This is a genomic window from Cytobacillus sp. FSL R7-0696 (genome assembly GCF_038006865.1).
Classification (GTDB): Bacteria; Bacillota; Bacilli; order Bacillales; family Cytobacillaceae; genus Cytobacillus; species Cytobacillus kochii.
In genome coordinates this window covers 1-23,927 of sequence record NZ_JBBOWA010000001.1, presented here as the reverse complement: position 1 = coordinate 23,927, position 23,927 = coordinate 1, and the positions used below count along the sequence as shown (strand labels likewise).

Below are 23,927 nucleotides of genomic sequence, written 5' to 3'. Positions count from 1 at the left end.
AGCCTTTATCAAATGATTTAGGCTGCTAACTTAAGGAATTGAGTATACTCAATCCATGTTAAATCAGTGGGCTAGAACGGTTCAGAGGTTGTACATATAAAAAAATATGAATAGTTACCCCAATCGTTTGAAGGCTGAATATATCGTTTTAATGGTTTGGGCAACAAAATACCACAAACATTATTTAAGTTGGTTTAAATTTTTTTAGACCAGGCCAGAGACCGCAATGACGAAAGAACGGTTAACCAGATGATTGTTGAAAGCTGTCTTTATCAACGGATGCGACCTATAATAAGCTTGTGTTTTCAGAATTTTTTAATTGATTATTAAACTTATAAACCTTTATTTGTATAGGTATAAGGGAGAGATGTTCTTTGGGAGAAAGGACCATTTATAAAAGTGAAGGGAAACAGCTTATTACTCAACATTACGATAATTATCTAGAGTCGTTTGATTTTGATGTTGAGCAGATATATGTTGATACAAGTTATGGTGAAACACATATTCTTATAGCAGGACCACCAGAAGGAAAGCCTATTTTTATATTTCAGGGTGGTAATTGTATAAATCCAATGACTTTATCTTGGTTTTTACCACTCGTAGATACATACAGAGTTTATGCACCTGATACAATTGGTCATCCAGGATACAGTGGTGAAAGTAGAATTTCAGCGAAGGACAATAGTTTTGCCCAATGGATAAAGGAACTAATGGATTACTTTAATATAGATAGTAGTGCATTTGTTGGTCCGTCCTACGGTGCAGGTATTATTTTGAGATTAGCCACGTTTATGCCAGACAAAATTGACTGTTCTGTTTTGGTATCACCAGCAGGAATAAGATTAGGATCTAAGATGAGAATGATTAAAGATATTTTACTTCCTTTAGTCTTATATAATGGTACTTCATCGCAAAAATATCTCAATAAAATCACTGATATTATGTCAGATAATAGTATGAGGGAAATTGATAAAAAAATTATTGGAGATGTATTTAAATATATTAGACTTGAACAAGAAATGCCGAAATTAACTACGAAGGAAGAATTAACACATTATAGTTCTCCCACTTTAATTATAGCAGGGAAAAAAGATATCTTTTTTCCTGAAAGTAGATTAAATAAAGTAGCTAGAGAAATCATTCCAAATTTAATTGCATTTAAGACTTACGATATGGGACATTTCCCATCTGAAGAGCATCTGATAAACATTAACAATGATATTGTAGAGTTTTTAAAAAATTATTACTAACCCGGTATCTTTTAACTTATGGAGCTTTAATGGAACTTGGAACTTCAAACCAATATGGGGTTCCTTTAAATGTTTTAAAAAACCAGCACCATTCTTGATGATAACTAATTATAATGGCAGTTCACTATGAGTAGTAGAGAATTTGACAATAATGTGAAATGGTACACAAACTATTGCGAGCTTAAAAAAGCCATGGTATATTTGTATTGTGAAGTTAATCACAAACAAACAATTTACCCCTTTGTTTGATCGTGAAAAATTTCTCCCATCCCCTTTGTTAAATATATTTACATGAAAAACCCTACGCCTCATGAGAGAGTGTAGGGTTTTTTACTATGTGGATTGAAGGTTGATTGATTTATGTTTTTAATAAAAATAACTGACACACTGTCCATAAACTGATTCCCACTTGATTGGATTTTACAAGCCATTTTGACTAAGTAAGCATTAGATAGAAGTTTCGTTGCACTACAAGAAAAGCAATTGGTGTGAACAATAGAAGAGAGAACTAATTTTGTCGTGTTAGGCGATTGACAGGGAGTGTGAGCATGAATAGGGGAGACGCTTCATACTGTAATGGTGAGGTTTTTCCTTTTAGTCCGCCCTTTAACCACGGCATAAAAAAGACTGATGATAAGTATCATCAGTCTAGTGATTTCCAAAAAGATCCGTGCTTTGCGGGTACTTGCTCAACCACTTGCTTCAGTTGAAGTTTTTTCATTTCTTTATTTACTTCTTGCTCCGTCATATTATAGACGACTGCTATTTCTGAAGTTGCGACAAGTTTATAATGTTTAATAAACAGCTCTATGTCAGGTAATGGAGAAGGTTCGAGTCTATATGGAACCATTTCCTTTAGTATTTGCTCATACACATCAAAGCTGTACTGCCCTGTAACTTTTATGCCTTCATCTTCAATGTTTTCATTGAAGAACACCATCGTTGGAATTTCTTCTACATCCATCTCAGCTGTAATCTTTACATCACATTGAAATGCTTTTGCAGCACTTTCCGAATGTATATCGGTTACAAATTCAACTACGTCTAAGCCAATTTGGCTGGCGCATTCTTTTAATACATCAAAGTCTGATACGTTTTTCTTTTCGAGAAACAACTTCTCTTGAAGTTTTCTCAAAAAACGAATGCCGGCTTTTCTGCCCTGTAGTTCGGCTGCCTTAATGGCAATGGAGGCTAACTGAGGGGATAATACCGGATTTTCGTACCAAACAGAGCCGTCACATGACATCCCTGATCGACTAGCGGTTTTCTCCCATTGTTCAACTAATTGGTCGTAGTTTTGTCTTTTGCCTCTATTTAAAGCAGTGAGCTTCCCACTTATTACATGCTTGAGAGAAAAATACCGACCATATTCTACAGACAGTTTTTTAATTATCGGCTCTAAACTCCAACATTCTGGGCATAGCGGATCAATAAACATATAGATTTCTAACGGCTTATTTTCACTACCATGACAATGTGGTGAGACAGATTTACTTTCAAATTCTTCATGATTCATTTGTCATCACCCTCTAATTCATCTTTTTCAGGTGTATTTACCATATGTTGTGCTGTGAGAGTCAGTCTCTCGAGAAATCCTTCTTTCAAGCGTGTATCCAATTCGACTTCATTCATTGCATCCTCCATACAAGAGAGCCATGCCTTCGCACGTGTCATTGTGATGGCAAAAGGTAGGTGCCGTGCTCTCAGCATCGGGTGACCGTGTTCTGAGGTATATAATGGCGGGCCGCCTAAAAATTGTGTCAGAAACTGCTTTTGTTTTCTAATTGTTTCAGTTAGATCGTCAGGAAAGATTGGGACGAGCTCAGGATGTTGTCCAACCCGTTTATAAAATGCTTCAACAAGTAGGTGAAGTTTTTCCTCACCTAACGCGTCGAACGGAGTATTGATATTCTCGACCATTGTGATAGAACCCCTTTAAACAAAAGTATGTTAATAAAAGCGATGATTATTTCATCAGCTAGACATAATTCCTTCATGTTTTGATATTATTTTATCAATGTAACGGCTATATCTCAAACAAATAGCTTTGTGCCACGAATTAATATTAAGTATGCAGGTATTTTCAGTTCTATTATATGGGGCAGATCTCTTGGAAAACAAGTACGGAGGATGATTCTCGAGGTTGGATTTCTAAAACAAAAAAGTAGTGACTCAAAAATGAAGTCACTACGATACTTAGACAAATTGTTTTTGGTTTAGTAAATTCTCTGTCACCTTTTGAACATAGTTTTGTGTTTCTTTAAAGGGTGGAATGCCATTATACTTATCAACATTACCAGGACCAGCATTATATGCTGCTAAAGCAAGCTCGGTATTATTCCCATAACGATCAAGCATTTGTCTTAAATATTTTGTTCCTGCCATAACATTTTGGGTGGCATCAAATCTATCATTCACACCAAGCCACTTAGCTGTTTCGGGCATTAATTGCATCAAACCACCTGCACCTGCTGAACTAACTGCATTCGGATTAAAGTTGGACTCTTGTTGAATAACAGCAGTAATTAATTCAGTTGGTACGTTATAGGCGGATGCAGCTTGATGAATGATATCTTGAATTGATTGATCACTATTCTCTCCTTTAAACTTCGTAAGCTGTACAGGAGGAAGAGAAACAGGAGAAGAGGTGAGCATTGTTTCGGCTATCGTTTGAACTGCTCCTATTTCCTGTGAGAAATCAGCAGAAGAATCATTCATTCTTGCTGTAATTGAATTTGATAATAATTGTGAAAAATCAGTTGTATTGCTGTTTTGCGTTGTATTTGGAAGAAAGGTTTGTATGCTTTGCATTTGCATTAATAGTTTAAGCTGATCAATATTCATTATGACTCTCCTCATATGTCCTTGTTAATCATCTATTCTTCTTTTCTGAACTTCCCGAAATAATCTTTTCACTTTGTTCTCTGTTTTTCTTATCGGTATATTCATCTCTTTTAATAGTTTTTTAAAGGAATTTAAGCCATTTTCCCTATTCGAAACCTCATATTCTAATTCATAGTCCACCTTATTTAAATATTCACTATAATCTAGGACGATTAAACCGTCCTCATTATTTTTTTCTGCACGGCTTGTTAATAAAGAACCAAATAATTTAAACGTCTCCTCAGGGAAATGGAGGTCACTTTTAAGTGAAGCTAAATATTGCTTATTGATGTACCCTTGTTTGATGATATGCCTTGCTTCTTCCGGTTGAAGATCATGGTTTGTTTCTAATAAGCCATCAGGGTGAGGCTGCTTTAATGTAAGTTCGAATTGATTATATTTTTCTCTAATTCGAAGCGCACACCCTTCGTTTTTTAAAAAGAAAGTTGGCGTATCAAAATAATAATTGATTTGAGTGAAGAAATCTTTGTCTTCTATATGAAGCTGCTTTTTTAATTGAACAAATTCCAGTTCTGTAAGCATATTTTTAAATTCAATTTCTATATTTTGTGACATGATTAATCCTTCCTATTCTCTCGACTACATGTATAATCAAATAAGAGATACTTGATTTCTTAATACTTATCATTATTATGGCGCTGTATCTCATAATCTGCAATGTTCTTTGAGATTTTTTCCCCTTCTATGGTAAAATGTAAGAGTTTGGAGGTAGATGAAATGAATAAAAAAGTAGAAGTACAAAGTGCGTTATGGAATGATGAAGGAAAGGAATTATTATTAGAAATTGACTCCACTTTATCTGTGAATGAATTCGAGCCAAGAGAACAGATGCTAGTAGATTCCGACCATTTATCATTTATATACATAACAGAAAAAAATGATGATTATACATATATCATGTTACATGAATCATTATGGCAACAATTAAAGCAAGCATTGGTTTTTAATGGTGAAGTGTATTTGCATGATGGAAAAGAAAAGCTTAAATTACCTTTATTTCAAGAGGAATTACAATATCTTATTGAAAATATACGGGGTAACAGTAATTATGGAGATGAAATGGTTGAGAAAGTCGAGGCTATGTTTGAATAACTTCTCTACTAATGAAGAGTAAATCATGTACCTAAGTTTCTTTCGTCGCTTTATTGCAAAAATTTCTAACTAAATCAAGTTAGAGAAATGAACTTACATAAGGGTGGTGCATGTATGAAGCATTGGGATCAATTTTTAGGGCCATATAAACAAGCTGTAGAAGAGTTAAAAGTGAAACTAAAAGGGATGAGAAGTCAGTTTGATTTCGTTCCAGAGCACTCTCCTATAGAATTTGTGACCGGCAGAGTAAAACCTATAGCTAGTATATTAGATAAAGCCAACCAAAAAGGAATTCCACTTAACAGGTTGGATGTAGAAATGCAAGACATAGCAGGTATGAGAATGATGTGTCAATTTGTTGATGATATCATGAAGGTAGTAGAATTGTTACGTATGAGAAATGATTTTGAAGTGGTGGAAGAAAGAGATTATATTTCTCATGAAAAAGCAAGTGGGTACCGCTCTTATCATGTAGTTATTGCTTACCCTGTACAAACTATCCATGGGGAGAAAAAGATATTAGCGGAAATTCAAATTAGAACGTTAGCGATGAATTTTTGGGCCACGGTTGAGCATTCATTAAATTATAAGTATAAAGGCCAATTTCCATCTGATATTCAAATGAGATTACAAAGAGCAGCTGAAGCAGCCTTTAGATTGGATGAAGAAATGTCATCGATTCGAGGAGAAATTCAAGATGCACAAGCATTTTTTTCACAAAATAAAGAAAAGCAGCAAAAGAATAAGTCATAGAATGAAAAATAAGAGGAGCTACTAAACAATGAGATTTGCGATTACGTCTAAAGGTGATACGAAATCGAATACATTGATGCATAAGATGAGATCGTACTTACTTGATTTTGATCTTGTATATGATGAAGAACAACCAGATATAGTCATTTCTGTTGGTGGCGATGGAACTTTGTTGTACGCATTTCACAGATATAGCAGCCGCCTTGATAAAACAGCATTCGTTGGTGTTCATACGGGGCACTTAGGATTTTATGCTGATTGGGTACCTGATGAAATTGAAAAGCTTGTAATCGCAATAGCAAAAACTCCCTTCCAAGTGGTTGAATACCCTCTTCTTGAAGTCATTGTCCGCTATTTGAATGGTGGCAAAGAAACAAGGTATTTGGCTTTGAACGAGTCTACAGTTAAAGCTGTGAATGGTACATTTGTGATGGATGTAGAGATTCGAGGTCAGCATTTTGAAAGATTTAGAGGAGACGGTTTATGTTTATCCACGCCTTCAGGGAGTACGGCTTATAATAAGGCATTAGGTGGTGCGATATTACATCCGTCATTGCCCGCTATTCAATTAGCTGAAATGGCATCGATTAATAATAAAGTGTTTAGAACAGTCGGTTCACCTTTAGTTTTACCAGCACACCATGCTTGCCTTTTAAAACCTGTGAATGAACCGGATTTTAAGATTACAATCGATCATTTATCACTTTTGCATAAAGATGTAAAATCAATTCAATACCGTGTAGCCGATGAAAAAATTCGCTTTGCTAGATTCAGACCATTTCCATTTTGGAAAAGAGTACATGATTCATTTGTTGCTGATTAACTGCGTGACTTTGGGTAAAATGGATGCTAGTTGAATGGAAATCCGAACAATTTATTCTAATTCTGTCAAAGGGTTTGAATATGTTCGGATTTTTCTTTCCTGTAAATGCAAAAATATATAAGTCCAGGTATCCATAAGCAAAAATAAAAAAAGTTACTATTACCAAGCATCCAAGCTTTTGACTAAAGATAATGGCAATATCATTCATATTGTTTGCACACTTAACTCTGATATTTTCTAAAGGAGCATGATGTAGACGCTTTGATCTGCTGTCCACAGCAATTTTTCTAAGGTAGGCTGGAAAAATAAGCTTCATTTCACTCGTATCCCAATGCTTTTTAAAGAACTGTCTTTGTTTGCATTTACTTCGTTTATAAGGAGATAAAAGAATGTTTACTTTACAATGGCAAATTGATTCACTTGATACACCAGTTAATATTAAATCATTCCTATCACAGCAATATATTTCTAAAACCGCTTTAACAGATATAAAGTTTGCTGGAGGTTTTATAAAAGTGAATGGAGTAGAACAAAATGTGCGGTATATGCTTAATAACGGCGATGTATTAGAGGTTGGCTTTCCACTTGAGAAAAGAAGTCAAGGTTTGCAGCCTGAAGATATTCCGCTCTCCATTCTTTACGAAGACGATGCAGTATTAATCGTTGTGAAGCAAGCAGGTATGAGCACCATTCCATCGCGAGAACATCCAGAGGGAAGTTTAGCGAATGCTTTATTAGGTTATTATGACAAGCAAGGAATAGAGTCCACTATTCATATTGTTACAAGACTAGACAGAGAGACGTCAGGTTTAGTGTTAATTGCCAAGCATCGACATGTTCACCATCTTTTAAGTCGTCAGCAGCAAAATAATGGTGTTCAAAGGAAATATAAAGCTTTTGTTTGTGGGTTAATGGCAACAAAGGATGGGTGGATTGAGGAGCCAATTGGCAGAAAACCTGATAGCATTATCGAAAGAATGGTTAGCCCAAATGGCAAACATGCAGCGACTTACTTTAAACAACTATCTCAGCAAAAAGAAAGACAATTCACTGAATTAGAATTGTCTTTAAAAACGGGCAGAACCCATCAAATACGAGTGCATCTTTCTCATATTGGTTTCCCTTTAATAGGAGATAATTTATATGGCGGTTCGACTAAATGGTTGCGACGTCAAGCCTTGCATTGTTTTTCCCTATCTTTTACTCATCCTATTTCGAAGGAAATCCTGACCTTTTCCATTCCTTATCCAGAAGATATGCAAGCATTATTAAGTTAATCAAAGCGAGCAAATTTACCCTCCTGGAAGGGAAGGGAAGAGGAAACAGATACAGTCTGTAATTCAGGGTACTTAAGAGCAGTTAATTTATTGCCAAAAACGGCGCCAGTATCAATATTATATGTTTGATTGATTTTACGCACTTCTCTCACAGGTGTATGGCCGTAAACAATTAATGTTTGTCCAGCATAATTTTGTGCCCAATCTCTTCTAATAGGAGACCCATCTGGATGTTTCTCTCCTGTAATATCACCATAAAGAGCAAATGTTTTTACTTTTTTATCTTTTTTACCAATCCACTCTTCCTTCATTCCTGCATGTACTAATAATAGTCTGCCTTCGTCTAGTAAATAATAAAGAGGAGATTGTTCGTATAACTCGATAAACTTACGAAGTATATCTTTTCTTTCTTGTTTATTTAAGCTTTGTAATTCCTCTACTGTCGTTTCTAAGCCGTGAGTAGTCTTTACAGGATTCCCCAGTGCATAGCGGTATAATTTATTGCAGTGATTGCCAGGAACATAATAGGCTCGATTTTTTTTTATTAATTGGTATACGGTTTGAATGACTTTTAATGATTGTGGACCACGATCAGTTAAATCACCGATAAATGCGAGCTGCCTATCGTGTCTTAAAGGAATGCCTGAATGCCAGTCATAGCCTAGCTGAACGGTGAGATCCTTAAATTCTTTATAACAACCATGAATATCCCCAATAATATCTAGTTTCATTTACAGTCCCTCACTTTTAAGGTAGTTTGAATCGTTTAGATATGAAAGTTATACAATTCTTATCGTTTGCATTTTTATTTTTCATATGTTTAGATTTTATTTCGACTAATTTTATTAAAAAGGAGTGATAGAATGGAACATGGAAATTCAGTCGCCTCACTTGTGATTGTTATCGTGATCGCTTTCTTAGTACCGATTATACTACATCGTCTAAAAATCAACTTTATCCCAGTTGTAGTAGCAGAAATACTAGCAGGATTAATTATTGGGAAAAGTGGATTTAATATAGTACAAGAGGATATGTGGCTTGAAACTTTATCGACATTAGGATTTATCTTCTTAATGTTTCTAAGTGGGCTTGAGATAGATTTTTCCGCATTTTCATCGAAAAAGAAAAAGCACCGATTGGAAAATGGCAAACCTGAACCAAATGCATTTCTCACTGCGAGCATCATTTTCGCCGGTATTTTTATCGTGTCATTAGTTTTATCATATGTATTTGTTTTAGTAGGCTTTATCGATAATGTGTTTCTAATGACATTAATTATATCAACAATCTCACTTGGCGTTGTTGTTCCTACCTTAAAAGAAGGGAACATCATGAATACTAATATCGGGCAAATCATCTTGCTTGTAGCGGTCATTGCCGATTTAGCAACGATGATTCTACTTGCCGTATTTGTTTCAGTAAATGATGGCGGAGAAGGGAATACATGGTTATTATTACTACTATTTGTCGTTGGCGTGATCTTATACTTTGTAGGAAGAAGATATAAAAATAATAACTTCATACAGTCGCTATCAACTGGAACAATACAAATTGGCACGAGGGCTGTTTTTGCACTCATTATTTTCTTAGTAGCTGTTTCAGAATCTGTTGGAGCAGAGAATATCTTAGGAGCATTTTTAGCCGGTGTACTTGTCTCATTATTGGCACCAAACCAAGAACTTGTTCATAAATTAGATTCGTTTGGATACGGCTTTTTAATACCCATTTTCTTTGTAATGGTAGGTGTTGATTTAGATATTTGGTCACTTTTCGCTGAGCCAATGTTATTAGTGTTTATCCCATTATTATTATTGGCATTGCTCATATCTAAATTAATCCCGGTTTTTTATATGAAGAAATGGTATGATATGAAAACTGTTGTCGCGTCAGGATTTATTTTAACTTCGACGCTTTCATTAGTCATTGCAGCTGCGACCATTGGTCAAAGAATGGGTATGATCTCTGAAGAAATGGGGGGGATGCTAATATTGGTAGCTGTTATCAGTAGCATATTTACACCTATTGTCTTTAAGAAATTATTTCCAAAAGAAACGGTCAAAGAGAAGAAGATTAAAGTTTCCTTCATTGGTGCGAACCAGATTACAATGCCGTTATCAAATGAATTAGCTTCAGATATGTACGAAACAAGTGTTTATCATACAGTTCAGCAAAAAGAGGAACCATTTATTACACCAGCCTTCGAGTTGAATGAACTTCCTGCTTTTTCAATGGAAGCAATAAAAGAAACAGAAATTTTGCAAGCTGATGTTGTTGTGATTACCACTGGAGATGAGGATATTAATCTTGAACTGGCAGAAGCACTGAATGAATCAGGAATTGATCGTGTCATTTGTCGATTAGAAAACCCCATTCTTGAGGAAAAGGCACTAGCTGCTGGTATTGAATCATTTTCAAGTATGTTGTCAACGAAAACTTTATTACGAGCGTTGATCGCTTCTCCGAGTGTTGTGGAAATATTTGAAAATCAAGAAACGACCTTATATGACGTCAAATTACGAAATTCTAAATTTGATGGGATGACAATTAGACGATTTCCATTTGCCGGTGATGTTATATTTGTTCGTATCTTAAGGGGGCAAGAAACCATTATACCCCATGGTGATACAGAGCTTTTATTAAACGATCGCTTAATCGTCACCGGTTCTCGGGAATATGTGGAAGAATTGAAGTGGGAATTAGAGCTTCACTAAAAGGGTTAGTTATTTCGAGGTACGAATAGATTCTATGACAGAGTCTATTCGTATTTTTTTATATAACCTCACGCATCACATTCCTATTGAAAGTTGAATGTTTTTCATGTAATATTAGTACTAGGTACTAATAACTTGTATAGATTATAGGGGGATTATGATATGACGATCTCATTAAAAGGGAAAACTTACGTTGTGATGGGCGTAGCGAATAAACGTAGTATTGCCTGGGGAATAGCAAGGTCACTACATACAGCAGGTGCAAACCTCATTTTTACATATGCTGGTGAAAGATTAGAGAAAAGTGTCCGAGATTTAGTAAGTACCCTTGATGGTGCGGAGAACTCACTTGTATTACCTTGTGATGTGACGAATGATGAAGATGTAGAGAATTGTTTTAGACAAATGAAAGAGGCAGTTGGAGAAATTAATGGGATTGCACACTGTATCGCATTTGCCAATAAAGAAGAGCTTCAAGGAGAGTATATGAATACATCTAGGGATGGCTTCTTGTTAGCGCATAATATTAGTTCGTATTCTTTAACAGCTGTTGCTAAAGCAGCAAGACCATTAATGGCTGAAGGCGGTAGCATTGTTACCATGACTTACCTTGGTGGTGAAAGAGCAATTAAAAACTATAATGTAATGGGTGTAGCAAAAGCTTCACTTGATGCAAGTGTTAAATATTTAGCAGTTGATTTAGGAAAAGAGAATATTCGCGTAAATTCTATCTCTGCTGGTCCTATTCGAACTTTGTCAGCAAAAGGTATTGGAGAATTCAATTCCATCTTAAAAGAAATCGAAGAGAATGCGCCATTACAACGAACAACAACGCCTGAGGAAGTAGGAGATACAGCTGTGTTCTTGTTTAGCGACATGTCAAGAGGTATCACTGGAGAAAATATTCACGTTGATTCTGGTTATCACATTCGCTAATTTAGTACTATTGTTAATAAATGAATGGCTAGCATTCATTTAAAAATTGGACAATTTATTTCATGCGCACACAACTCGTTAACTATAAGACAAGTTGTGTGCGCATTTTCTATTTTCATAGCACGGTGTGTTGGATTGGAAACGAGACGAGAAATGTCAAGCTAATAATATACATAAAAAGAATCATGGTAATGTGTGTATATCTTCGGTTTGCACATATTTTGCAAACGCTCTTAGCTCGGCTTACTTCTTTGATTTTGTATTTCAGTGACATGCCAATCCTATTTGCGGTGCTCTCATGTGAGATTTCGCATTAGAGAGCTGTGCAAATCCTATTAGCGAGGCACTCAAGTGAGATTTCGCACTTGAGAGCTGTGCAAATCCCATTAGCGAGGCACTCGTGTGAGGTGTCGTATTTGAGAGCCGTGCAAATCCCAATAGCGGGGCACTCGTGTGAGGTGTCGTATTTGAGAGCCGTGCAAATCTCATTAGCGGGGCACTCGTGTGAGGTTTCGCATTTGAGAGCCGTGCAAATCCCATTAGCGAGGCACTCAAGTGAGGTTTCGCATTTGAGAGCCGTGCAAATCCCATTAGCGGTGCTCTCATGTGAGATTTCGCATTTGAGAGCTGTGCAAATCCCATTAGCGAGGCACTCGTGTGAGGTGTCGTATTTGAGAGCCGTGCAAATCCCAATAGCGGGGCACTCGTGTGAGGTGTCGTCTTTGAGAGCCGTGCAAATCCCAATAGCGGGACACTCGTGTGAGGTGTCGTATTTGAGAGCTGTGCAAATCCCAATAGCGGGGCACTCAAGTGAGATTTCGCATTAGAGAGCTGTGCAAATCCCATTAGCGAGGCACTCGTGTGAGGTTTTGCATTTGAAAGCCATGCAAATCCCATTAGCGAGGCACTCGTGTGAGGTGTCGTATTTGAGAGCTGTGCAAATCCCATTAGCGAGGCACTCGTGTGAGGTTTCGTATTTGAGAGCCGTGCAAATCCCATTAGCGAGGCACTCGTGTGAGGTGCCGTATTTGAAAGCTGTGCAAATCCCAATAGCGGGGCACTCGTGTGAGGTTTCGTATTTGAGAGCCGTGCAAATCCCATTAGCGAGGCACTCGTGTGAGGTTTCGTATTTGAGAGCCGTGCAAATCCCATTAGCGGGGCACTCGTGTGAGGTTTCACATTTGAGAGCCGTGCAAATCTCATCAGCGAGGCACTCAAGTGAGATTTTGCATTTGAGTGCCGTACAAAACTCAGCTCTCATTTAGCCATTTACATTATGAAAGGCTTCACGCTTAGTTTCTTATTTCTATTATTCTTAATCTAACTTATGACACACTTCTTCACCATTTTCTACTGATCTTTTGGAAACCTTAAACCGTAGTAACATGTACTGATATTTGATTACTTTTCCATAAGATTTTTTTTCATTATTTTTTTTGATCGATAAAGAATCTTTACAAATAAGTAGAAATAAGACAATCAGGGATATGAATATAAATTTAGTGTAGTAGGAATCTAAATTAAAGCATTTCGTGTCTTCTGGCGAATTCTTTCCTTTCAGTTAGTTAAAATGAACGCCCATTTTTATTTCACATATAATATGTTGGAGCTTCGAATTTATTGAAGAGGGACAGGTGAAAGACATGGATACACAAAATAAAAAAAAGAAGCCTTTATTATATGTACAACAATCTAATCTTCCTTCTCCTTCGACATCAATGCAGTCAACTTATTCCAGTAAAAATGAAGTTGAGGAAGAAGAAAAAGAGGTTATCACAAATTCTACAATAGATGAACAAGGTGAGGTGGAAAAAAAAGAAGAAGATGTACAGCAAGTTTTAGAGGAATACGAGGAAAGTCAGTCAGAAAGTGAGCAAGGCTTTAAACGTGTGAAAAGTTTTAAGGATATGAATGTACAGGAAAGGATTGATTATCTCCTTCATTTCCCTAAGCAATTACCTCCTGTACCTTGCTTATTTATAAGTGATGATAAGCATATTAGGGGATTTATTGAGTTAAAACAAGGCAATGAGTTAATGATTAAAACATTAAGTGGCAGTATGCAAACCATTCATATTCATAGTATAAAATCGATAAAAATGGTCGGTTTTAGGTGAGTATACTGTGCTGTATATAAAAAGCCAGTCGAGTAAACGACTGGCTTATATACAATTAGTCTTCGAAATATTCAACACAATTGTCTACTGGTAAATAAATATCTTCAATACATTGAACTGCACAGAAGCAATCCAAATCTACAGAGATACAGTTTTCACTAGAACGGAAACCATCTACTTTACAAATTTTAGATAAATCAATGCAGCAACCTTCTGTAATGTCAGCTGTTTCATAGCAACCAGGACTTGTTTCAGTAACTGGTTCTAAAACTCTTAGCGTCGCACATGAATTATCGAATATCTCTTCTACTCTAAAGAAAATTGACGTACAAGAGCAATCATCAACATTTGTTAAAAATGCGTGGAATGGTGAACCATCAGCTGTGCTTAACGTAAATACGCGCGTGTTAGGGCGTCTCACTCTCTTCTTTTTACCTCTCTTTGGAGAGATCGCACCGATTGGTTCTAAAAAACAATTAGAGCCACAATTACAATCTTCATCTTCACGAATTTGATCTTGGATATCTCTTATCGCACGTACGACTTCAGCTACACAGCTGCCGTATTTATTATCCTTTTTGTTACAACCCATATTCTTTTCCTCCTTATTTCATTCTTTGATCTACATTAATAACATATTGATGAAACAGGCTATGGGTTACGGACAAACGCCTTATTTTTTAAAAAAATAGGCATATTTTTTTAAGGAAGAGTGGAGATAGGAATGGATCTTACCTTTTTTGAATTTCTTTTACTCTCTTTTGCTTCTTTCCGTCTAACAAGACTAATTGTTTATGATCAAATCACTGAATTTATAAGAAGACCATTTATGCTAGAAGTTGATGAAGAGGATGAACATGGGAAAATAGAGACATATATCATTCCAAAAAATAAAGGAATAGCTGGTTTTTTTGGTAAGCTTCTTAGTTGTTATTGGTGCACTGGGATATGGAGTGCGATGATTATATATTTAATGTATGCATATTTCCCTACAATAGGTGTGTTGTTAGTGGTGATTTTGTCAATAAGCGCATTGGCGGCAATTATTGAAGGGATCATTCAAAAAATGATTATTCAATAAAAATTGGGCTATTGGATTATACGAGCTCTCCCTCACTTGAATATGTTAAAGGTAAAAGGCATATTGATGAAGGAGGGCATTTGAAGGTGAACAAAAAAATATATACAAATAAAGAAGCTTTTAAAAAGAGAATTGCGGAATCAGGAGGAAGTAAAAAATCCTCCGGTTGTGGTTGTGGCAAGAAAAAGAAGAAAAGCAATTAATATAAAAAGACGAGCCATTAATAAAAGGTTCGTCTTTTGTTTTTTTTGGATAAGAAATTAACTTTTAGAGAAAATAAAAAAATAATGATAAAGGTAAGGAAGGGACAAGAATGCCAAAATACTTGCTACTACTTATAAGTTTATTTTTAATTGCTGGATGTAGTAAACATGATTCTAATGAAGCACCGTTATCACTTGTTAAAGCAACAAACCCTACTCCGTCATTGATACATAGTGAATCACGGTCAACCGATGAAGATATGCTGCAAAGTATAGAAAAAGATATCGAAAAACAGAAAGAATTATATGATGCAGCAATTGTAAAAAATGATGATACCGTTTTAGTTGCTTACAAAGTAAGACATTTACAAAGATTTCACATGAAAAAAATTGAGAAAGATGTTAAAGGAAAACTAGAAGACAAATACCCTGATGTTAAATTTATTGTTTCAAGTGATTTTAAGATTTTTCTTGAAGTGGTCGAATTACATGAACAAATGAAGAATCCCAATTTTAGTGCAAAAAAAGCCGAAAAAAAGTTTGAGAAAATAGTTAAGTTGAAAAAAGAATTAACATAGGAAGGTGAGTAGGATGTGTGCTAAACCAAAAAAAACGCCTGACCAAGAGCAATATGATCAATTAGAAAAAAAATATGAAACGAAGCGACCAGTTTTGAAAAATTGTCTTCGGGCATTTTGGGTTGGAGGATTATTCTGCTTAGTAGGACAAGCGATTTCATATTTTTATATCTATTTCTTTAATTTCACAGAGCAAACAGCAAGTAATCCTACTGTAGCTACTATGATATTTATTGCGATGCTTTTAACTGGATTTGGTGTTTATGACAGACTTGGTCAATTCGCAGGAGCAGGTAGTGCTGTGCCAGTAACCGGTTTTGGAAATGCGGTTATTTCAGCAGCAATTGAACATCGGACAGAAGGGTTTGTCCTTGGTGTCGGATCAAATATGTTTAAACTTGCAGGTTCGGTTCTCCTGTTTGGAGTATTCTCAGCTTTTGTGGTTGCGTTAATCAAGACTATTCTAATTTATATGGGGGTAATTTAATGCTAAAGGGGAAGCAATCATGGGTTTTTAGTCAACGCCCAGCTATTATTGCTACCGGTGTGACTGGAGGGCCGTTTGAGGCAAATGGTAACTTAGCTGATGACTTTGATCTTCTCCATGAAGATTTATGGATGGGAGAAGATTCATATGAAAAAGCACATCGTGTGCTAATGGAAGGTGCTAGTCGAACGGCATTAAGAAAAGCAGAAATGGAAAAAAAAGATGTGCAATTCTTTCTAGGTGGTGACTTAATTAATCAGATCACCCCGACTAGTCTCAGCGCAAGATCATTGGAAATACCTTACTTCGGTTTGTTTGGTGCATGTTCCACATCAATGGAGGGATTAGCGCTTGGTTCATTTATGATTAATTATGGTGGAGCAAATGCAGTTATAACAGGAGCAGCGAGTCATAATGCTGCTGTTGAAAAGCAATTTCGCTACCCTACAGAGTATGGAGGGCAAAAGCCACCAACTGCTCAATGGACAGTAACAGGTGCTGGTGCAGCACTTCTCGTTCAAAATAACGGAGGAAATGATCCGGTTACGACAGCTGCAACAATCGGGAAGGTTGTTGACATGGGGGTGACTGATCCATTTAATATGGGTGGGGCAATGGCTCCTGCAGCAGCAGATACCATTTATAGTCATTTTCAAGACATGCAAATAGAACCCTCTTATTATGACTTAATTGTTACTGGTGATTTAGGAAAAATTGGTCGTGTAACTGCATTGGAATTATTAAAGAATAAGGGGCTTATTATTCCAGATGAACAGTTCCAAGATTGTGGCATACTCATTTATAAAGAAGATCAGCCCGTGCAATCAGGCGGAAGCGGTGCAGGTTGTTCTGCATCCGTTTTATATGGTCACCTCTTAAATAGAATGAAAAGAGGAGAGCTAAAAAAGATTTTAATGGTCGCTACAGGAGCCTTATTATCGCCACTTACAGTACAACAAAATGAATCAATTCCATGTATTGCACATGCAGTGGCGATTGAAATGCCATAAAGTTAGGAGGATAAATATATGCTGCCAATGTTTTTTTGGGCTTTTGTTGTTGGAGGCTTATTTTGTGTGATTGGCCAAATTTGTTTTGATGTATTTAAACTGACACCAGGTCATACTTTAAGTGCGCTTGTCGTGTTAGGAGCGATATTGGATGGGGTAGGACTTTACGAGCCATTATTGGATTTTGCTGGTGCTGGTGCATCTGTACCCATAACGAGTTTCGGTAACTCACTTGTGCACGGAGCTTTACAAGAAGCAGAGCAACATGGATTAATTGGCGTTCTAACAGGGATGTTTGAAGTTACGAGCTCAGGTATTTCATCCGCTATCTTGTTTGCTTTTATTGGCGCCCTTATTTTCAAACCAAAAGGATAAGCCTGATTTCAATGAATTAAGGGCCAAGCGGGTACATGCCCAAACATTCTCACCTAACCATACATAATGTATAAGGACAAATACATTAGTGAGGTGATCTATATGGGCTTTGGAGGCTATGGCGGCAATTGTGGTTGTGGCGGTTATGGCGGCGGCTACGGTTACGGCGGTGGCGGTGGCGGCTATGCTGGAGGTACTTTCGTTTTAATCGTTGTCCTCTTCATTTTATTAGTCATTGTCGGTGCTAGTTTCTGCTAATTGTCTTATATTCTTGGGGAGATGCGTAATAATAGCATCTCTTCTTTTTTATAAACTCTCTGAAAGATATTTTTATCACGTTTTTAATTGGGCGACATAAGATAAATGGAGTTCAAGAAGGAGCGTGAGGTAGCGGATGGATAATCATTTTTTTAAGAATATCGAGAAAAAAACAGGCGTGAATATGAAGGATGTATTTGAATTAGCGGGCTCGTTACAAAATGCGAATTTTAAAGATGAAGACACGGTTCGTGGCGTCATTCGCAGAGTGTCGCAAATCGCCAACAAACCAGTATCTCAAGAAATGGAAGACAAAATTGTCGATTCTATTGTAAAAGAAGGTAAGTCTTTAGACTTTAATACAATAAACAAAATGATTAATAAAAAATAATGAGAGTCTAACAAGAATTTTTTATCGAACGATTGATAGCCTGCGTGAGTTGATACACACGCAGGTTTGTTTTTTATTTACTATATATTGTATTTTTGATATGGGGAAGAAAGCGTGATGGATAGGCTTTTTTTCCTTTTCTATGTTGCAAAAGTGATAAATGTAACTGTTCCTTGGCTCTAGTCATTGCTACATATAATAGTCTTCGTTCTTCTTCTAAACTCTGCTCTGTTCCTGTGCGATATTCTTCAAGGGCATAATCGTGGGGAAGGCTGCCATCGACTACACTTAGGATATAGACAAAGGGATACTCTAACCCTTTGGCTTTATGAATAGTACTAAAGGTTACAGCGTTCTCAATCGTTTTACTTATTTGCTTCATTTCTTTGATTTTTGCACGCATATGATCCGCATACTCAATAAACTCAAGTAATGTAGTAAACTTTTTAGCAATTAATTTTAGTTCTTTTAAATCCTCTGAACCTTTATCCATTTTGTTCCCTTCATTACCACGCTTCTTAATAAAATCTTGTATTTGTAGCTCTTTTTCGATTTTTTCAAGTGCTAATAAAGGTGATAGTTGTTTAATTGCTTTAATCGTAGTTACCGTTTTCTTTGCTTTGCTTTGTTGAAACGCATATTTGCTCTGTACCATAGATAAACATTCAAGTAAGCTGCAATCATGTAAGATACTATTCGCTTTCATATCTTGCAAATGTGATTGTGTTAAAAAAAGAGCCGGTAAGATATCCTTAAGAGCCTGAGCATCTTCCTCATTAATCGCAAGTCTTAAAAAACTAAGCAGTGTCCGGATAATAAAGCGATCATAAAATGATTCGGCATCTTGCTCTATCTTAAATGGAATATTAGACCTGGTAAATCGTTCAAATAGTGCACGACTTGTTGAATGGGTTCGATAAAGGATAGCAAAATCATTAGGTTGGTGCCCTTGTCTTATTCTCTCTTGAATATCTGTCAAAATCATTAAGGCTTCTTCTTCTTCATCGTAAGGGTAGAAGAGTGTAGGGTATGCCTCGTTTTTAAATTGTGCGACCATGTTTTTTGCTTTTCTTCTTTTGTTTTTTTTGATAACTTGACTTGCAAATGCAGTGATTTCGTGACTAGAGCGATAATTTTGTTGTAATGTAATTTGAAAACTGTCATCAAACATCTGTTCAAACTCGGTTAAATAAGATGGATCACTACCTCTAAAAGCATATATAGATTGATCATCATCACCTACTGCACAAATATGCTCACTTTCAGGTACTAACATTCTAAGTAATTCAAATTGAACTTTATTTACATCTTGGAATTCATCAATTAAGATATATTTAAATCGTTTTTGATACTGTGCTAAGATTTGCGGATTTTTTTTAAATAGCTCATAACAGCTACTGAGCATATCATCAAAATCAAAAGTATTCAATCGCTGTTTCTCTTCTTCATAGGCTTGATACATTTGTTGTACCTTTTCCTCCCATGAATCAGTCGCCCTTACATCAGTAGGGGATTGCAACGAGTTTTTCCAAAAGCTAATTAACTGTAAGGCCATATCAAAAGGGAAATCCTTTTCATCAATATGTAGAGCCCTTGCTGATTGTTTGATCATTTGTTCCTTCTGCCAGTTCTTTAAAAGGTAACGGTGGTCCCATTTTTGATTATTATGATCATGAAAAGAAAGAATACGATAGAAAATGCTATGGAAAGTTCCGCAAACCATTTGATTAATATGCTTTGCTGTAACGTATGGATAGGTTTTTATCCGTTGTTTCATTTCGTTAGCTGCCTTAGCTGTAAATGTAACGAGTAGAACAGAACGGGGATCAACTTGATATTCATGGAATAAATAAGCCGTTTTCCCTGTTAATACGCGTGTTTTTCCACTTCCCGCTCCTGCGAGAACAAGTAACGGACCATGACAATACGTAACAGCTCTTTTCTGATCATGATCAAAAGAAATACCGTGCTCTTCAAGTGAACGAAGATACCCCTCAGTAGGACTAGCTTGTAAAACTGTATTTTCTGCAAATGGTGGAATGTTTTCAATACGTACAGGGGTTTTAAAAGGCTTTTCCACTTCTTCGAGAATTGATCGACCTTGAGGTAAACGAAAGCCATTGACTTCTTTTTCTTTCGTTTTTTCTGTTGCTTTCGGAATGACTTCGTCTACATATTCGCACTCTTTTTCATTGCTATGATAAAATTTTGGTTCATCCTGAATACCTAAATAAAATAAAACGTTTTCACCACAATGGGTACAATAAAGGTTCCCGCGTTTTCCTTCTTCATGTATAAATGGATAGTCTGATCGTTTCAGTGTATGTAATTGAATTCGTTCTTGCATTAATCGTGCACTTTTCATCATTTAGCCTCATAACTTAAAAAATTTACTGCATAAAATTAATCATAACAAAGATTTTAGCGCTAAAAAAGAATAAATATGTTTGTTAGTAATTGAAAAGGGTTAGTAGTAATGGAAAGGGGGCAGTGTAATGATTTATCCAATCTCAACCGTTCAAACGGCATACCAGCAATATGTGGAGCGAATGTTTATGAATCGAAATCGCTCAATGACTTATAGAAATATTGAAAGGGTGGATCCGTCCCTTGGACAAACAGAAACCAATTATTTATATAAGGACAATAGAAAAAACCATTTATCCTCTTCTATGAAAGATAGAGAAACAAATGGTAAACAAGGAATAAAAGGCAAATACATTGATTATTACGCATAATAATTCAGTAGGTTTGAATATGTAACCCGTCTTCTTTTTCCCAGTCAGCATATAGAATTTCCTTCACATTCGTATACCCTTTCTTTTTTAATTTTTCATCTAGAAATTTGACATCCCAACCGAGAATGTTTAGGTTTTCATGAACAATCTCACCATCTAAAATGATATTAATTGGCACCTTAATCTTCGGATACTTTAATTGCAAGTCCTCAATCGTTGGCGTTGTATATTCAGGCTTTTTCAAGGCGGTAATCGTACCATTTGTCTCTAAGAAGGCATATTCGCATTGTCTTAAAGAGAATATATCTTTTGCCCTCAGTAATTCTTGCAGCTGGTTGAGGTCCAAATGATTCTTTTTCAATTGCCCATATTCAATTTTTCCTTTACGAATCACAATGGAAGGGCCGCCTTCTAATAATTTTCTTGTTCTTCTGAATTTCTGTGTGATTTTTTCTGTAGTAAGAATCAAAATGGTCCAAAGAAGAACAGAGAAGAGCATTTGACTTATCCCTGTATTCTCATCATAAAGTGCATTTCCTACTAGTTCTCCTAAAACGATGGCAGAAATAAAGTCAAAAGGAGTGATTTGGGATATTTGCGACTTTCCAAGAATCTTGGTCATGATGAAAAGGGCAATAAATCCAACAAAGAGAACGAAAGTTATATGTATATATTCATGCATGGGAAACACACCTCTTAAACAAATTTACTGTGACCTTGTTATTGTGTGCTCTTCCCCATTTTTTATGATTAAAACGACGATCGGATTTTTATTAAATTTTAGCTTTTACTTTGTTAATGGAGACAAAAAAAGAGATGCGGAATGCACCTCTTTTTTTGCATTTAAATTTGTTTCTTCATTGTTCGGTGGGGTATTCCTGCATCAAGGAATTCTTCAGAGATGACTTCGTACCCAATTCGTTCATAAAAGGGAATCGCATGTGTTTGTGCGTGAAGTTTTAAAGCCGGTACACCTTTTTCTTTAGCAAAAGATTCAATGGCATGCATTATTTCTTTGCCGGCTCCTGTTTTTCTTGCATTTTCTTTTACACAAATGCGTTCTACTTTCCCATAGCCATCTACAATTCTAAAACGCCCAGCACCACTAGGTTCATCAGCTTTATAAAGGACAAAGTGTGTAGCTTCGTCTTCAAATTGATCGATTTCTTCTTCTAATGGAACATTTTGTTCGTCTACAAATACTTCTTTTCTTACTTGATAAGCTTCTTGCAGCTCTTGCTCGTTTTCTACTATTTTAACGTTCATGTTGTTCATTAACCCTTTCCGAGGCGGAATGTTTCATGTACACTCCAAGATCCGTTTTCTAATTGATATAATAAGTGGAATCGATCAACCGTTTCTTCGTGCTCTACATCAAGCATTTTCAATGAACCATAAACATCAGAATGTTCATCATCGGAAAGTTTTTGTCCAATTGTAATATGAGGGACAAAAGCATATTCTGATTTTTCTCCAACTGTTTGCTCATTGATTTTTTCATGTAGTCGTTCGAGTTCATCTGTTGGGTTAATCTTTAAGTAAATAACGTTATTAACAGGTTGAAATGAACTCACCTTTTTAACGTTCATGTGAAAAGGTTGTTGAACTTTTGCAATTGCATTCAAAGCATCAGTTGTTTGTTTTACTTCTTCTTCTGTAGCTTCAAATGATTTTAATGTTACATGTGGAGGAATCAATGCGTAGTGAGGGTCATATCTTTTCCGATAAGAGTTTGCCAAGTCTTGAATTTTTTTTGACGGAAAAATAACGATTCCATATTTCATAGTTCTACCTCCAAAATAAAATATTTTAAAGAACTTGTCTTATTTTACTATTATAACAAATTTTCAAAAATCATCATATACTAACGAATGGAATTAGAAGAAAAAGACAGTTTGACTAAGAAGAAGCCAAACTGCTGTTTCATTAAAGCATTTGCTTTAGAGCACGTTTTAAATCTGGTTGCCAATATGTCCATGTATGATCGCCATCAAATTCATCATAAAAATAAGGAAAGCCTTTATCCTTTATTAATTGTGAAAGTTCACGATTAGGTGTAAGGAAATCCTGTTCTTTACCGTCAGTTGTTTTGACTGTTGTCTCTCCCGTACCAATGACATGATATATATTTAACAGATGCGTATCTTTAAAGGATTTGACTTCTTCCATTACTTTTTCATTCGCTAATGGCGATTGTAAAATGACTGTCCCAAAAGTATTAGGGTATTGTAGAGCAGTTAAAAGAGATACAGTCGCTCCTAAAGAATCGCCGATCAATGCTCGTCCCATTCCCATTTGGTACGTTGGATATTTTTCGTCAAGGTAAGGTACAAGCTCATGAGCCAAGAATCTGATATAAGCAGCATTTTGTTCACCATCTGGATGATATTTACGACGGCGGTCTTGTACATTTTTATAAGGAATACCAATGATAATTGTATTTTCCATTTCTTTTGCATCAAGCAACTCATCCGCTGTTCTGCCGATTCGCCCTAATTGAAAATAGTCTTTGCCATCTTGAGCAATTAAAATATTATATTTATATAGCGGTGAATAATTGCCCGGTAAGTATACAAGTATTTCTAAATCTTCCCCTAGTACCTCACTTTTAAAAGTAAAGTCCGTGATTGTCCCTTTTGCTGTATTCATAAAGTAGAACTCCTTTGTTAAAATAATAATCCTATATGGGGTTATATTATCACACAGTGTATGAAACTTCATATAGTAAGTCTTCATTTCCTTAATGAAGAAAGATTCACTCAATTAAGTATGTAAGTTTATTTTCCACTTCTATTATATGTAAAGAGCTCTATAATTATAAAACTTCATGAAATTGAGTAAATACCAGTGAAATCATTGACAGAAATACGCGTAAATAGTATATTTATAAATGTCTTAAATATATACATAAACGATTCCGTAGCTCAGCTGGGAGAGCGCTAC

Annotated in this window: 27 protein-coding genes; 16 read left to right on the top strand and 11 right to left on the bottom strand. The window is 35.9% G+C overall.

What is annotated here, in order from left to right; genetic code table 11:
* Positions 1 to 374 precede the first annotated feature (374 nt).
* The gene (locus tag MKX29_RS00135; RefSeq protein WP_251161350.1) at positions 375 to 1,250 is read left to right on the top strand and encodes an alpha/beta fold hydrolase; all 876 of its coding nucleotides are present in this window, start codon (positions 375 to 377) and stop codon (positions 1,248 to 1,250) included.
* A 643-nt stretch (positions 1,251 to 1,893) separates the two neighbouring features.
* Here MKX29_RS00135 and MKX29_RS00130 read toward each other — a convergent pair.
* From MKX29_RS00130 to MKX29_RS00115, 4 genes are all read right to left on the bottom strand, one after another.
* Positions 1,894 to 2,766, bottom strand: a complete 873-nt coding sequence (locus MKX29_RS00130; protein ID WP_289433351.1) for a ClpXP adapter SpxH family protein — start codon at positions 2,764 to 2,766, stop codon at positions 1,894 to 1,896.
* Positions 2,763 to 3,170 carry a globin domain-containing protein gene (locus tag MKX29_RS00125; RefSeq protein WP_095369790.1) on the bottom strand — a complete coding sequence of 136 codons (408 nt, stop codon included), beginning with the start codon at positions 3,168 to 3,170 and terminating at the stop codon, positions 2,763 to 2,765. Before MKX29_RS00125 ends, MKX29_RS00130 begins: the two co-directional genes overlap by 4 nt.
* 276 nt (positions 3,171 to 3,446) lie before the next feature.
* Entirely contained in the window at positions 3,447 to 4,094 is a 648-nt protein-coding gene (locus MKX29_RS00120; protein WP_281202636.1) for a lytic transglycosylase domain-containing protein, read from the bottom strand.
* Between the two features lie 24 nt (positions 4,095 to 4,118).
* On the bottom strand, positions 4,119 to 4,709 hold the full coding sequence (locus MKX29_RS00115; protein WP_341103182.1) for a CYTH domain-containing protein: 591 nt from the start codon (positions 4,707 to 4,709) through the stop codon (positions 4,119 to 4,121).
* 162 nt (positions 4,710 to 4,871) lie between these two features.
* Here MKX29_RS00115 and MKX29_RS00110 point away from each other — a divergent pair, with 162 nt between their 5' ends.
* From MKX29_RS00110 to MKX29_RS00095, 4 genes are all read left to right on the top strand, one after another.
* Positions 4,872 to 5,246 (top strand): UPF0738 family protein, encoded by a 375-nt coding sequence (locus MKX29_RS00110; protein ID WP_341103179.1) that lies wholly within the window; start codon positions 4,872 to 4,874, stop codon positions 5,244 to 5,246.
* 114 nt (positions 5,247 to 5,360) lie between these two features.
* The gene (locus tag MKX29_RS00105; RefSeq protein ID WP_095369786.1) at positions 5,361 to 5,999 is read left to right on the top strand and encodes a GTP pyrophosphokinase; all 639 of its coding nucleotides are present in this window, start codon (positions 5,361 to 5,363) and stop codon (positions 5,997 to 5,999) included.
* A 28-nt stretch (positions 6,000 to 6,027) separates the two neighbouring features.
* The gene (locus MKX29_RS00100) at positions 6,028 to 6,822 is read left to right on the top strand and encodes an NAD kinase (RefSeq protein WP_095369785.1); all 795 of its coding nucleotides are present in this window, start codon (positions 6,028 to 6,030) and stop codon (positions 6,820 to 6,822) included.
* 389 nt (positions 6,823 to 7,211) lie between these two features.
* Positions 7,212 to 8,099 carry an RluA family pseudouridine synthase gene (locus MKX29_RS00095; RefSeq protein WP_341103176.1) on the top strand — a complete coding sequence of 296 codons (888 nt, stop codon included), beginning with the start codon at positions 7,212 to 7,214 and terminating at the stop codon, positions 8,097 to 8,099.
* On the opposite strand, the gene prpE is transcribed toward MKX29_RS00095, so the two are convergent.
* On the bottom strand, positions 8,096 to 8,830 hold the full coding sequence (prpE, locus tag MKX29_RS00090) for a bis(5'-nucleosyl)-tetraphosphatase PrpE (protein WP_251161356.1): 735 nt from the start codon (positions 8,828 to 8,830) through the stop codon (positions 8,096 to 8,098). The two genes, MKX29_RS00095 and prpE, sit on opposite strands and share 4 nt — an antisense overlap.
* Positions 8,831 to 8,962: 132 nt before the next feature.
* Here prpE and MKX29_RS00085 point away from each other — a divergent pair, with 132 nt between their 5' ends.
* The 3 genes from MKX29_RS00085 to MKX29_RS00075 all read left to right on the top strand — a co-directional run bounded on the left by MKX29_RS00085 (position 8,963) and on the right by MKX29_RS00075 (position 13,863).
* A complete protein-coding gene (locus MKX29_RS00085) occupies positions 8,963 to 10,810 on the top strand; it encodes a monovalent cation:proton antiporter family protein (RefSeq protein ID WP_224937759.1) in 1,848 nt (615 codons plus the stop codon).
* A 162-nt stretch (positions 10,811 to 10,972) separates the two neighbouring features.
* Positions 10,973 to 11,746: an enoyl-ACP reductase FabI gene (gene fabI / locus MKX29_RS00080; RefSeq protein WP_224937760.1), complete on the top strand. Its 774-nt coding sequence runs from the start codon at positions 10,973 to 10,975 to the stop codon at positions 11,744 to 11,746.
* 1,643 nt (positions 11,747 to 13,389) lie between these two features.
* Positions 13,390 to 13,863: a CotO family spore coat protein gene (locus tag MKX29_RS00075; RefSeq protein ID WP_289433357.1), complete on the top strand. Its 474-nt coding sequence runs from the start codon at positions 13,390 to 13,392 to the stop codon at positions 13,861 to 13,863.
* 55 nt (positions 13,864 to 13,918) lie between these two features.
* On the opposite strand, the gene MKX29_RS00070 is transcribed toward MKX29_RS00075, so the two are convergent.
* A complete protein-coding gene (locus MKX29_RS00070) occupies positions 13,919 to 14,455 on the bottom strand; it encodes a CotY/CotZ family spore coat protein (protein ID WP_289433358.1) in 537 nt (178 codons plus the stop codon).
* A 132-nt stretch (positions 14,456 to 14,587) separates the two neighbouring features.
* Between MKX29_RS00070 and MKX29_RS00065 the strand changes: the two genes are divergently transcribed.
* From MKX29_RS00065 to MKX29_RS00035, 7 genes are all read left to right on the top strand, one after another.
* Positions 14,588 to 14,944: a DUF1360 domain-containing protein gene (locus tag MKX29_RS00065; protein WP_289433359.1), complete on the top strand. Its 357-nt coding sequence runs from the start codon at positions 14,588 to 14,590 to the stop codon at positions 14,942 to 14,944.
* A 313-nt stretch (positions 14,945 to 15,257) separates the two neighbouring features.
* Positions 15,258 to 15,725, top strand: a complete 468-nt coding sequence (locus MKX29_RS00060) for a YhcN/YlaJ family sporulation lipoprotein (protein ID WP_341103158.1) — start codon at positions 15,258 to 15,260, stop codon at positions 15,723 to 15,725.
* A gap of 13 nt (positions 15,726 to 15,738) precedes the next feature.
* Entirely contained in the window at positions 15,739 to 16,212 is a 474-nt protein-coding gene (gene spoVAC, locus MKX29_RS00055; protein WP_191814953.1) for a stage V sporulation protein AC, read from the top strand.
* On the top strand, positions 16,212 to 17,222 hold the full coding sequence (gene spoVAD / locus MKX29_RS00050) for a stage V sporulation protein AD (RefSeq protein ID WP_341103155.1): 1,011 nt from the start codon (positions 16,212 to 16,214) through the stop codon (positions 17,220 to 17,222). The genes spoVAC and spoVAD overlap by 1 nt, the downstream gene beginning before the upstream one ends.
* Positions 17,223 to 17,240: 18 nt before the next feature.
* Positions 17,241 to 17,597 (top strand): stage V sporulation protein AE, encoded by a 357-nt coding sequence (spoVAE, locus tag MKX29_RS00045; RefSeq protein WP_095369774.1) that lies wholly within the window; start codon positions 17,241 to 17,243, stop codon positions 17,595 to 17,597.
* A 102-nt stretch (positions 17,598 to 17,699) separates the two neighbouring features.
* The gene (locus MKX29_RS00040) at positions 17,700 to 17,855 is read left to right on the top strand and encodes a YjcZ family sporulation protein (RefSeq protein ID WP_224937766.1); all 156 of its coding nucleotides are present in this window, start codon (positions 17,700 to 17,702) and stop codon (positions 17,853 to 17,855) included.
* Positions 17,856 to 17,991: 136 nt separating this feature from the next.
* Positions 17,992 to 18,246 carry a stage VI sporulation protein F gene (locus tag MKX29_RS00035; protein ID WP_095369772.1) on the top strand — a complete coding sequence of 85 codons (255 nt, stop codon included), beginning with the start codon at positions 17,992 to 17,994 and terminating at the stop codon, positions 18,244 to 18,246.
* Between the two features lie 73 nt (positions 18,247 to 18,319).
* On the opposite strand, the gene MKX29_RS00030 is transcribed toward MKX29_RS00035, so the two are convergent.
* Complete coding sequence (locus MKX29_RS00030; protein WP_289433364.1) at positions 18,320 to 20,611, bottom strand: ATP-dependent helicase; 2,292 nt, start codon at positions 20,609 to 20,611, stop codon at positions 18,320 to 18,322.
* 130 nt (positions 20,612 to 20,741) lie between these two features.
* On the opposite strand from MKX29_RS00030, the gene MKX29_RS00025 reads away from it, so the two are divergent.
* Complete coding sequence (locus MKX29_RS00025; protein WP_281202646.1) at positions 20,742 to 20,984, top strand: hypothetical protein; 243 nt, start codon at positions 20,742 to 20,744, stop codon at positions 20,982 to 20,984.
* Positions 20,985 to 20,988: 4 nt separating this feature from the next.
* Here the strand turns inward: MKX29_RS00025 and MKX29_RS00020 are convergent, their stop codons facing one another.
* From MKX29_RS00020 to MKX29_RS00005, 4 genes are all read right to left on the bottom strand, one after another.
* On the bottom strand, positions 20,989 to 21,666 hold the full coding sequence (locus tag MKX29_RS00020) for a DUF421 domain-containing protein (RefSeq protein ID WP_281202647.1): 678 nt from the start codon (positions 21,664 to 21,666) through the stop codon (positions 20,989 to 20,991).
* A gap of 161 nt (positions 21,667 to 21,827) precedes the next feature.
* Positions 21,828 to 22,250, bottom strand: coding sequence for a GNAT family N-acetyltransferase (locus MKX29_RS00015; RefSeq protein WP_341103146.1), 423 nt, complete (start codon positions 22,248 to 22,250; stop codon positions 21,828 to 21,830).
* Positions 22,251 to 22,258: 8 nt separating this feature from the next.
* The gene (locus MKX29_RS00010; RefSeq protein ID WP_095369768.1) at positions 22,259 to 22,768 is read right to left on the bottom strand and encodes a YjcG family protein; all 510 of its coding nucleotides are present in this window, start codon (positions 22,766 to 22,768) and stop codon (positions 22,259 to 22,261) included.
* Positions 22,769 to 22,910: 142 nt separating this feature from the next.
* A complete protein-coding gene (locus MKX29_RS00005; RefSeq protein WP_224937771.1) occupies positions 22,911 to 23,633 on the bottom strand; it encodes an alpha/beta hydrolase in 723 nt (240 codons plus the stop codon).
* Positions 23,634 to 23,927 lie beyond the last annotated feature (294 nt).

What these genes read in the sequence shown, in the direction of transcription:
- MKX29_RS00085 (WP_224937759.1), top strand. Translation starts at nt 8,963, where the DNA reads ATGGAACATGGAAATTCAGTCGCCTCACTTGTGATTGTTATCGTGATC.
- MKX29_RS00100 (WP_095369785.1), top strand. Translation starts at nt 6,028, where the DNA reads ATGAGATTTGCGATTACGTCTAAAGGTGATACGAAATCGAATACATTG.
- MKX29_RS00035 (WP_095369772.1), top strand. Translation starts at nt 17,992, where the DNA reads ATGGATAATCATTTTTTTAAGAATATCGAGAAAAAAACAGGCGTGAAT.
- MKX29_RS00025 (WP_281202646.1), top strand. Translation starts at nt 20,742, where the DNA reads ATGATTTATCCAATCTCAACCGTTCAAACGGCATACCAGCAATATGTG.
- spoVAD (WP_341103155.1), top strand. Translation starts at nt 16,212, where the DNA reads ATGCTAAAGGGGAAGCAATCATGGGTTTTTAGTCAACGCCCAGCTATT.
- MKX29_RS00110 (WP_341103179.1), top strand. Translation starts at nt 4,872, where the DNA reads ATGAATAAAAAAGTAGAAGTACAAAGTGCGTTATGGAATGATGAAGGA.
- fabI (WP_224937760.1), top strand. Translation starts at nt 10,973, where the DNA reads ATGACGATCTCATTAAAAGGGAAAACTTACGTTGTGATGGGCGTAGCG.
- MKX29_RS00125 (WP_095369790.1), bottom strand. Translation starts at nt 3,170, where the DNA reads ATGGTCGAGAATATCAATACTCCGTTCGACGCGTTAGGTGAGGAAAAA.
- MKX29_RS00120 (WP_281202636.1), bottom strand. Translation starts at nt 4,094, where the DNA reads ATGAATATTGATCAGCTTAAACTATTAATGCAAATGCAAAGCATACAA.
- MKX29_RS00040 (WP_224937766.1), top strand. Translation starts at nt 17,700, where the DNA reads ATGGGCTTTGGAGGCTATGGCGGCAATTGTGGTTGTGGCGGTTATGGC.
- MKX29_RS00005 (WP_224937771.1), bottom strand. Translation starts at nt 23,633, where the DNA reads ATGAATACAGCAAAAGGGACAATCACGGACTTTACTTTTAAAAGTGAG.
- MKX29_RS00070 (WP_289433358.1), bottom strand. Translation starts at nt 14,455, where the DNA reads ATGGGTTGTAACAAAAAGGATAATAAATACGGCAGCTGTGTAGCTGAA.
- MKX29_RS00075 (WP_289433357.1), top strand. Translation starts at nt 13,390, where the DNA reads ATGGATACACAAAATAAAAAAAAGAAGCCTTTATTATATGTACAACAA.
- MKX29_RS00060 (WP_341103158.1), top strand. Translation starts at nt 15,258, where the DNA reads ATGCCAAAATACTTGCTACTACTTATAAGTTTATTTTTAATTGCTGGA.
- spoVAC (WP_191814953.1), top strand. Translation starts at nt 15,739, where the DNA reads ATGTGTGCTAAACCAAAAAAAACGCCTGACCAAGAGCAATATGATCAA.
- spoVAE (WP_095369774.1), top strand. Translation starts at nt 17,241, where the DNA reads ATGCTGCCAATGTTTTTTTGGGCTTTTGTTGTTGGAGGCTTATTTTGT.
- MKX29_RS00030 (WP_289433364.1), bottom strand. Translation starts at nt 20,611, where the DNA reads ATGAAAAGTGCACGATTAATGCAAGAACGAATTCAATTACATACACTG.
- MKX29_RS00010 (WP_095369768.1), bottom strand. Translation starts at nt 22,768, where the DNA reads ATGAAATATGGAATCGTTATTTTTCCGTCAAAAAAAATTCAAGACTTG.
- prpE (WP_251161356.1), bottom strand. Translation starts at nt 8,830, where the DNA reads ATGAAACTAGATATTATTGGGGATATTCATGGTTGTTATAAAGAATTT.
- MKX29_RS00130 (WP_289433351.1), bottom strand. Translation starts at nt 2,766, where the DNA reads ATGAATCATGAAGAATTTGAAAGTAAATCTGTCTCACCACATTGTCAT.
- MKX29_RS00065 (WP_289433359.1), top strand. Translation starts at nt 14,588, where the DNA reads ATGGATCTTACCTTTTTTGAATTTCTTTTACTCTCTTTTGCTTCTTTC.
- MKX29_RS00095 (WP_341103176.1), top strand. Translation starts at nt 7,212, where the DNA reads ATGTTTACTTTACAATGGCAAATTGATTCACTTGATACACCAGTTAAT.
- MKX29_RS00105 (WP_095369786.1), top strand. Translation starts at nt 5,361, where the DNA reads ATGAAGCATTGGGATCAATTTTTAGGGCCATATAAACAAGCTGTAGAA.
- MKX29_RS00020 (WP_281202647.1), bottom strand. Translation starts at nt 21,666, where the DNA reads ATGCATGAATATATACATATAACTTTCGTTCTCTTTGTTGGATTTATT.
- MKX29_RS00015 (WP_341103146.1), bottom strand. Translation starts at nt 22,250, where the DNA reads ATGAACGTTAAAATAGTAGAAAACGAGCAAGAGCTGCAAGAAGCTTAT.
- MKX29_RS00115 (WP_341103182.1), bottom strand. Translation starts at nt 4,709, where the DNA reads ATGTCACAAAATATAGAAATTGAATTTAAAAATATGCTTACAGAACTG.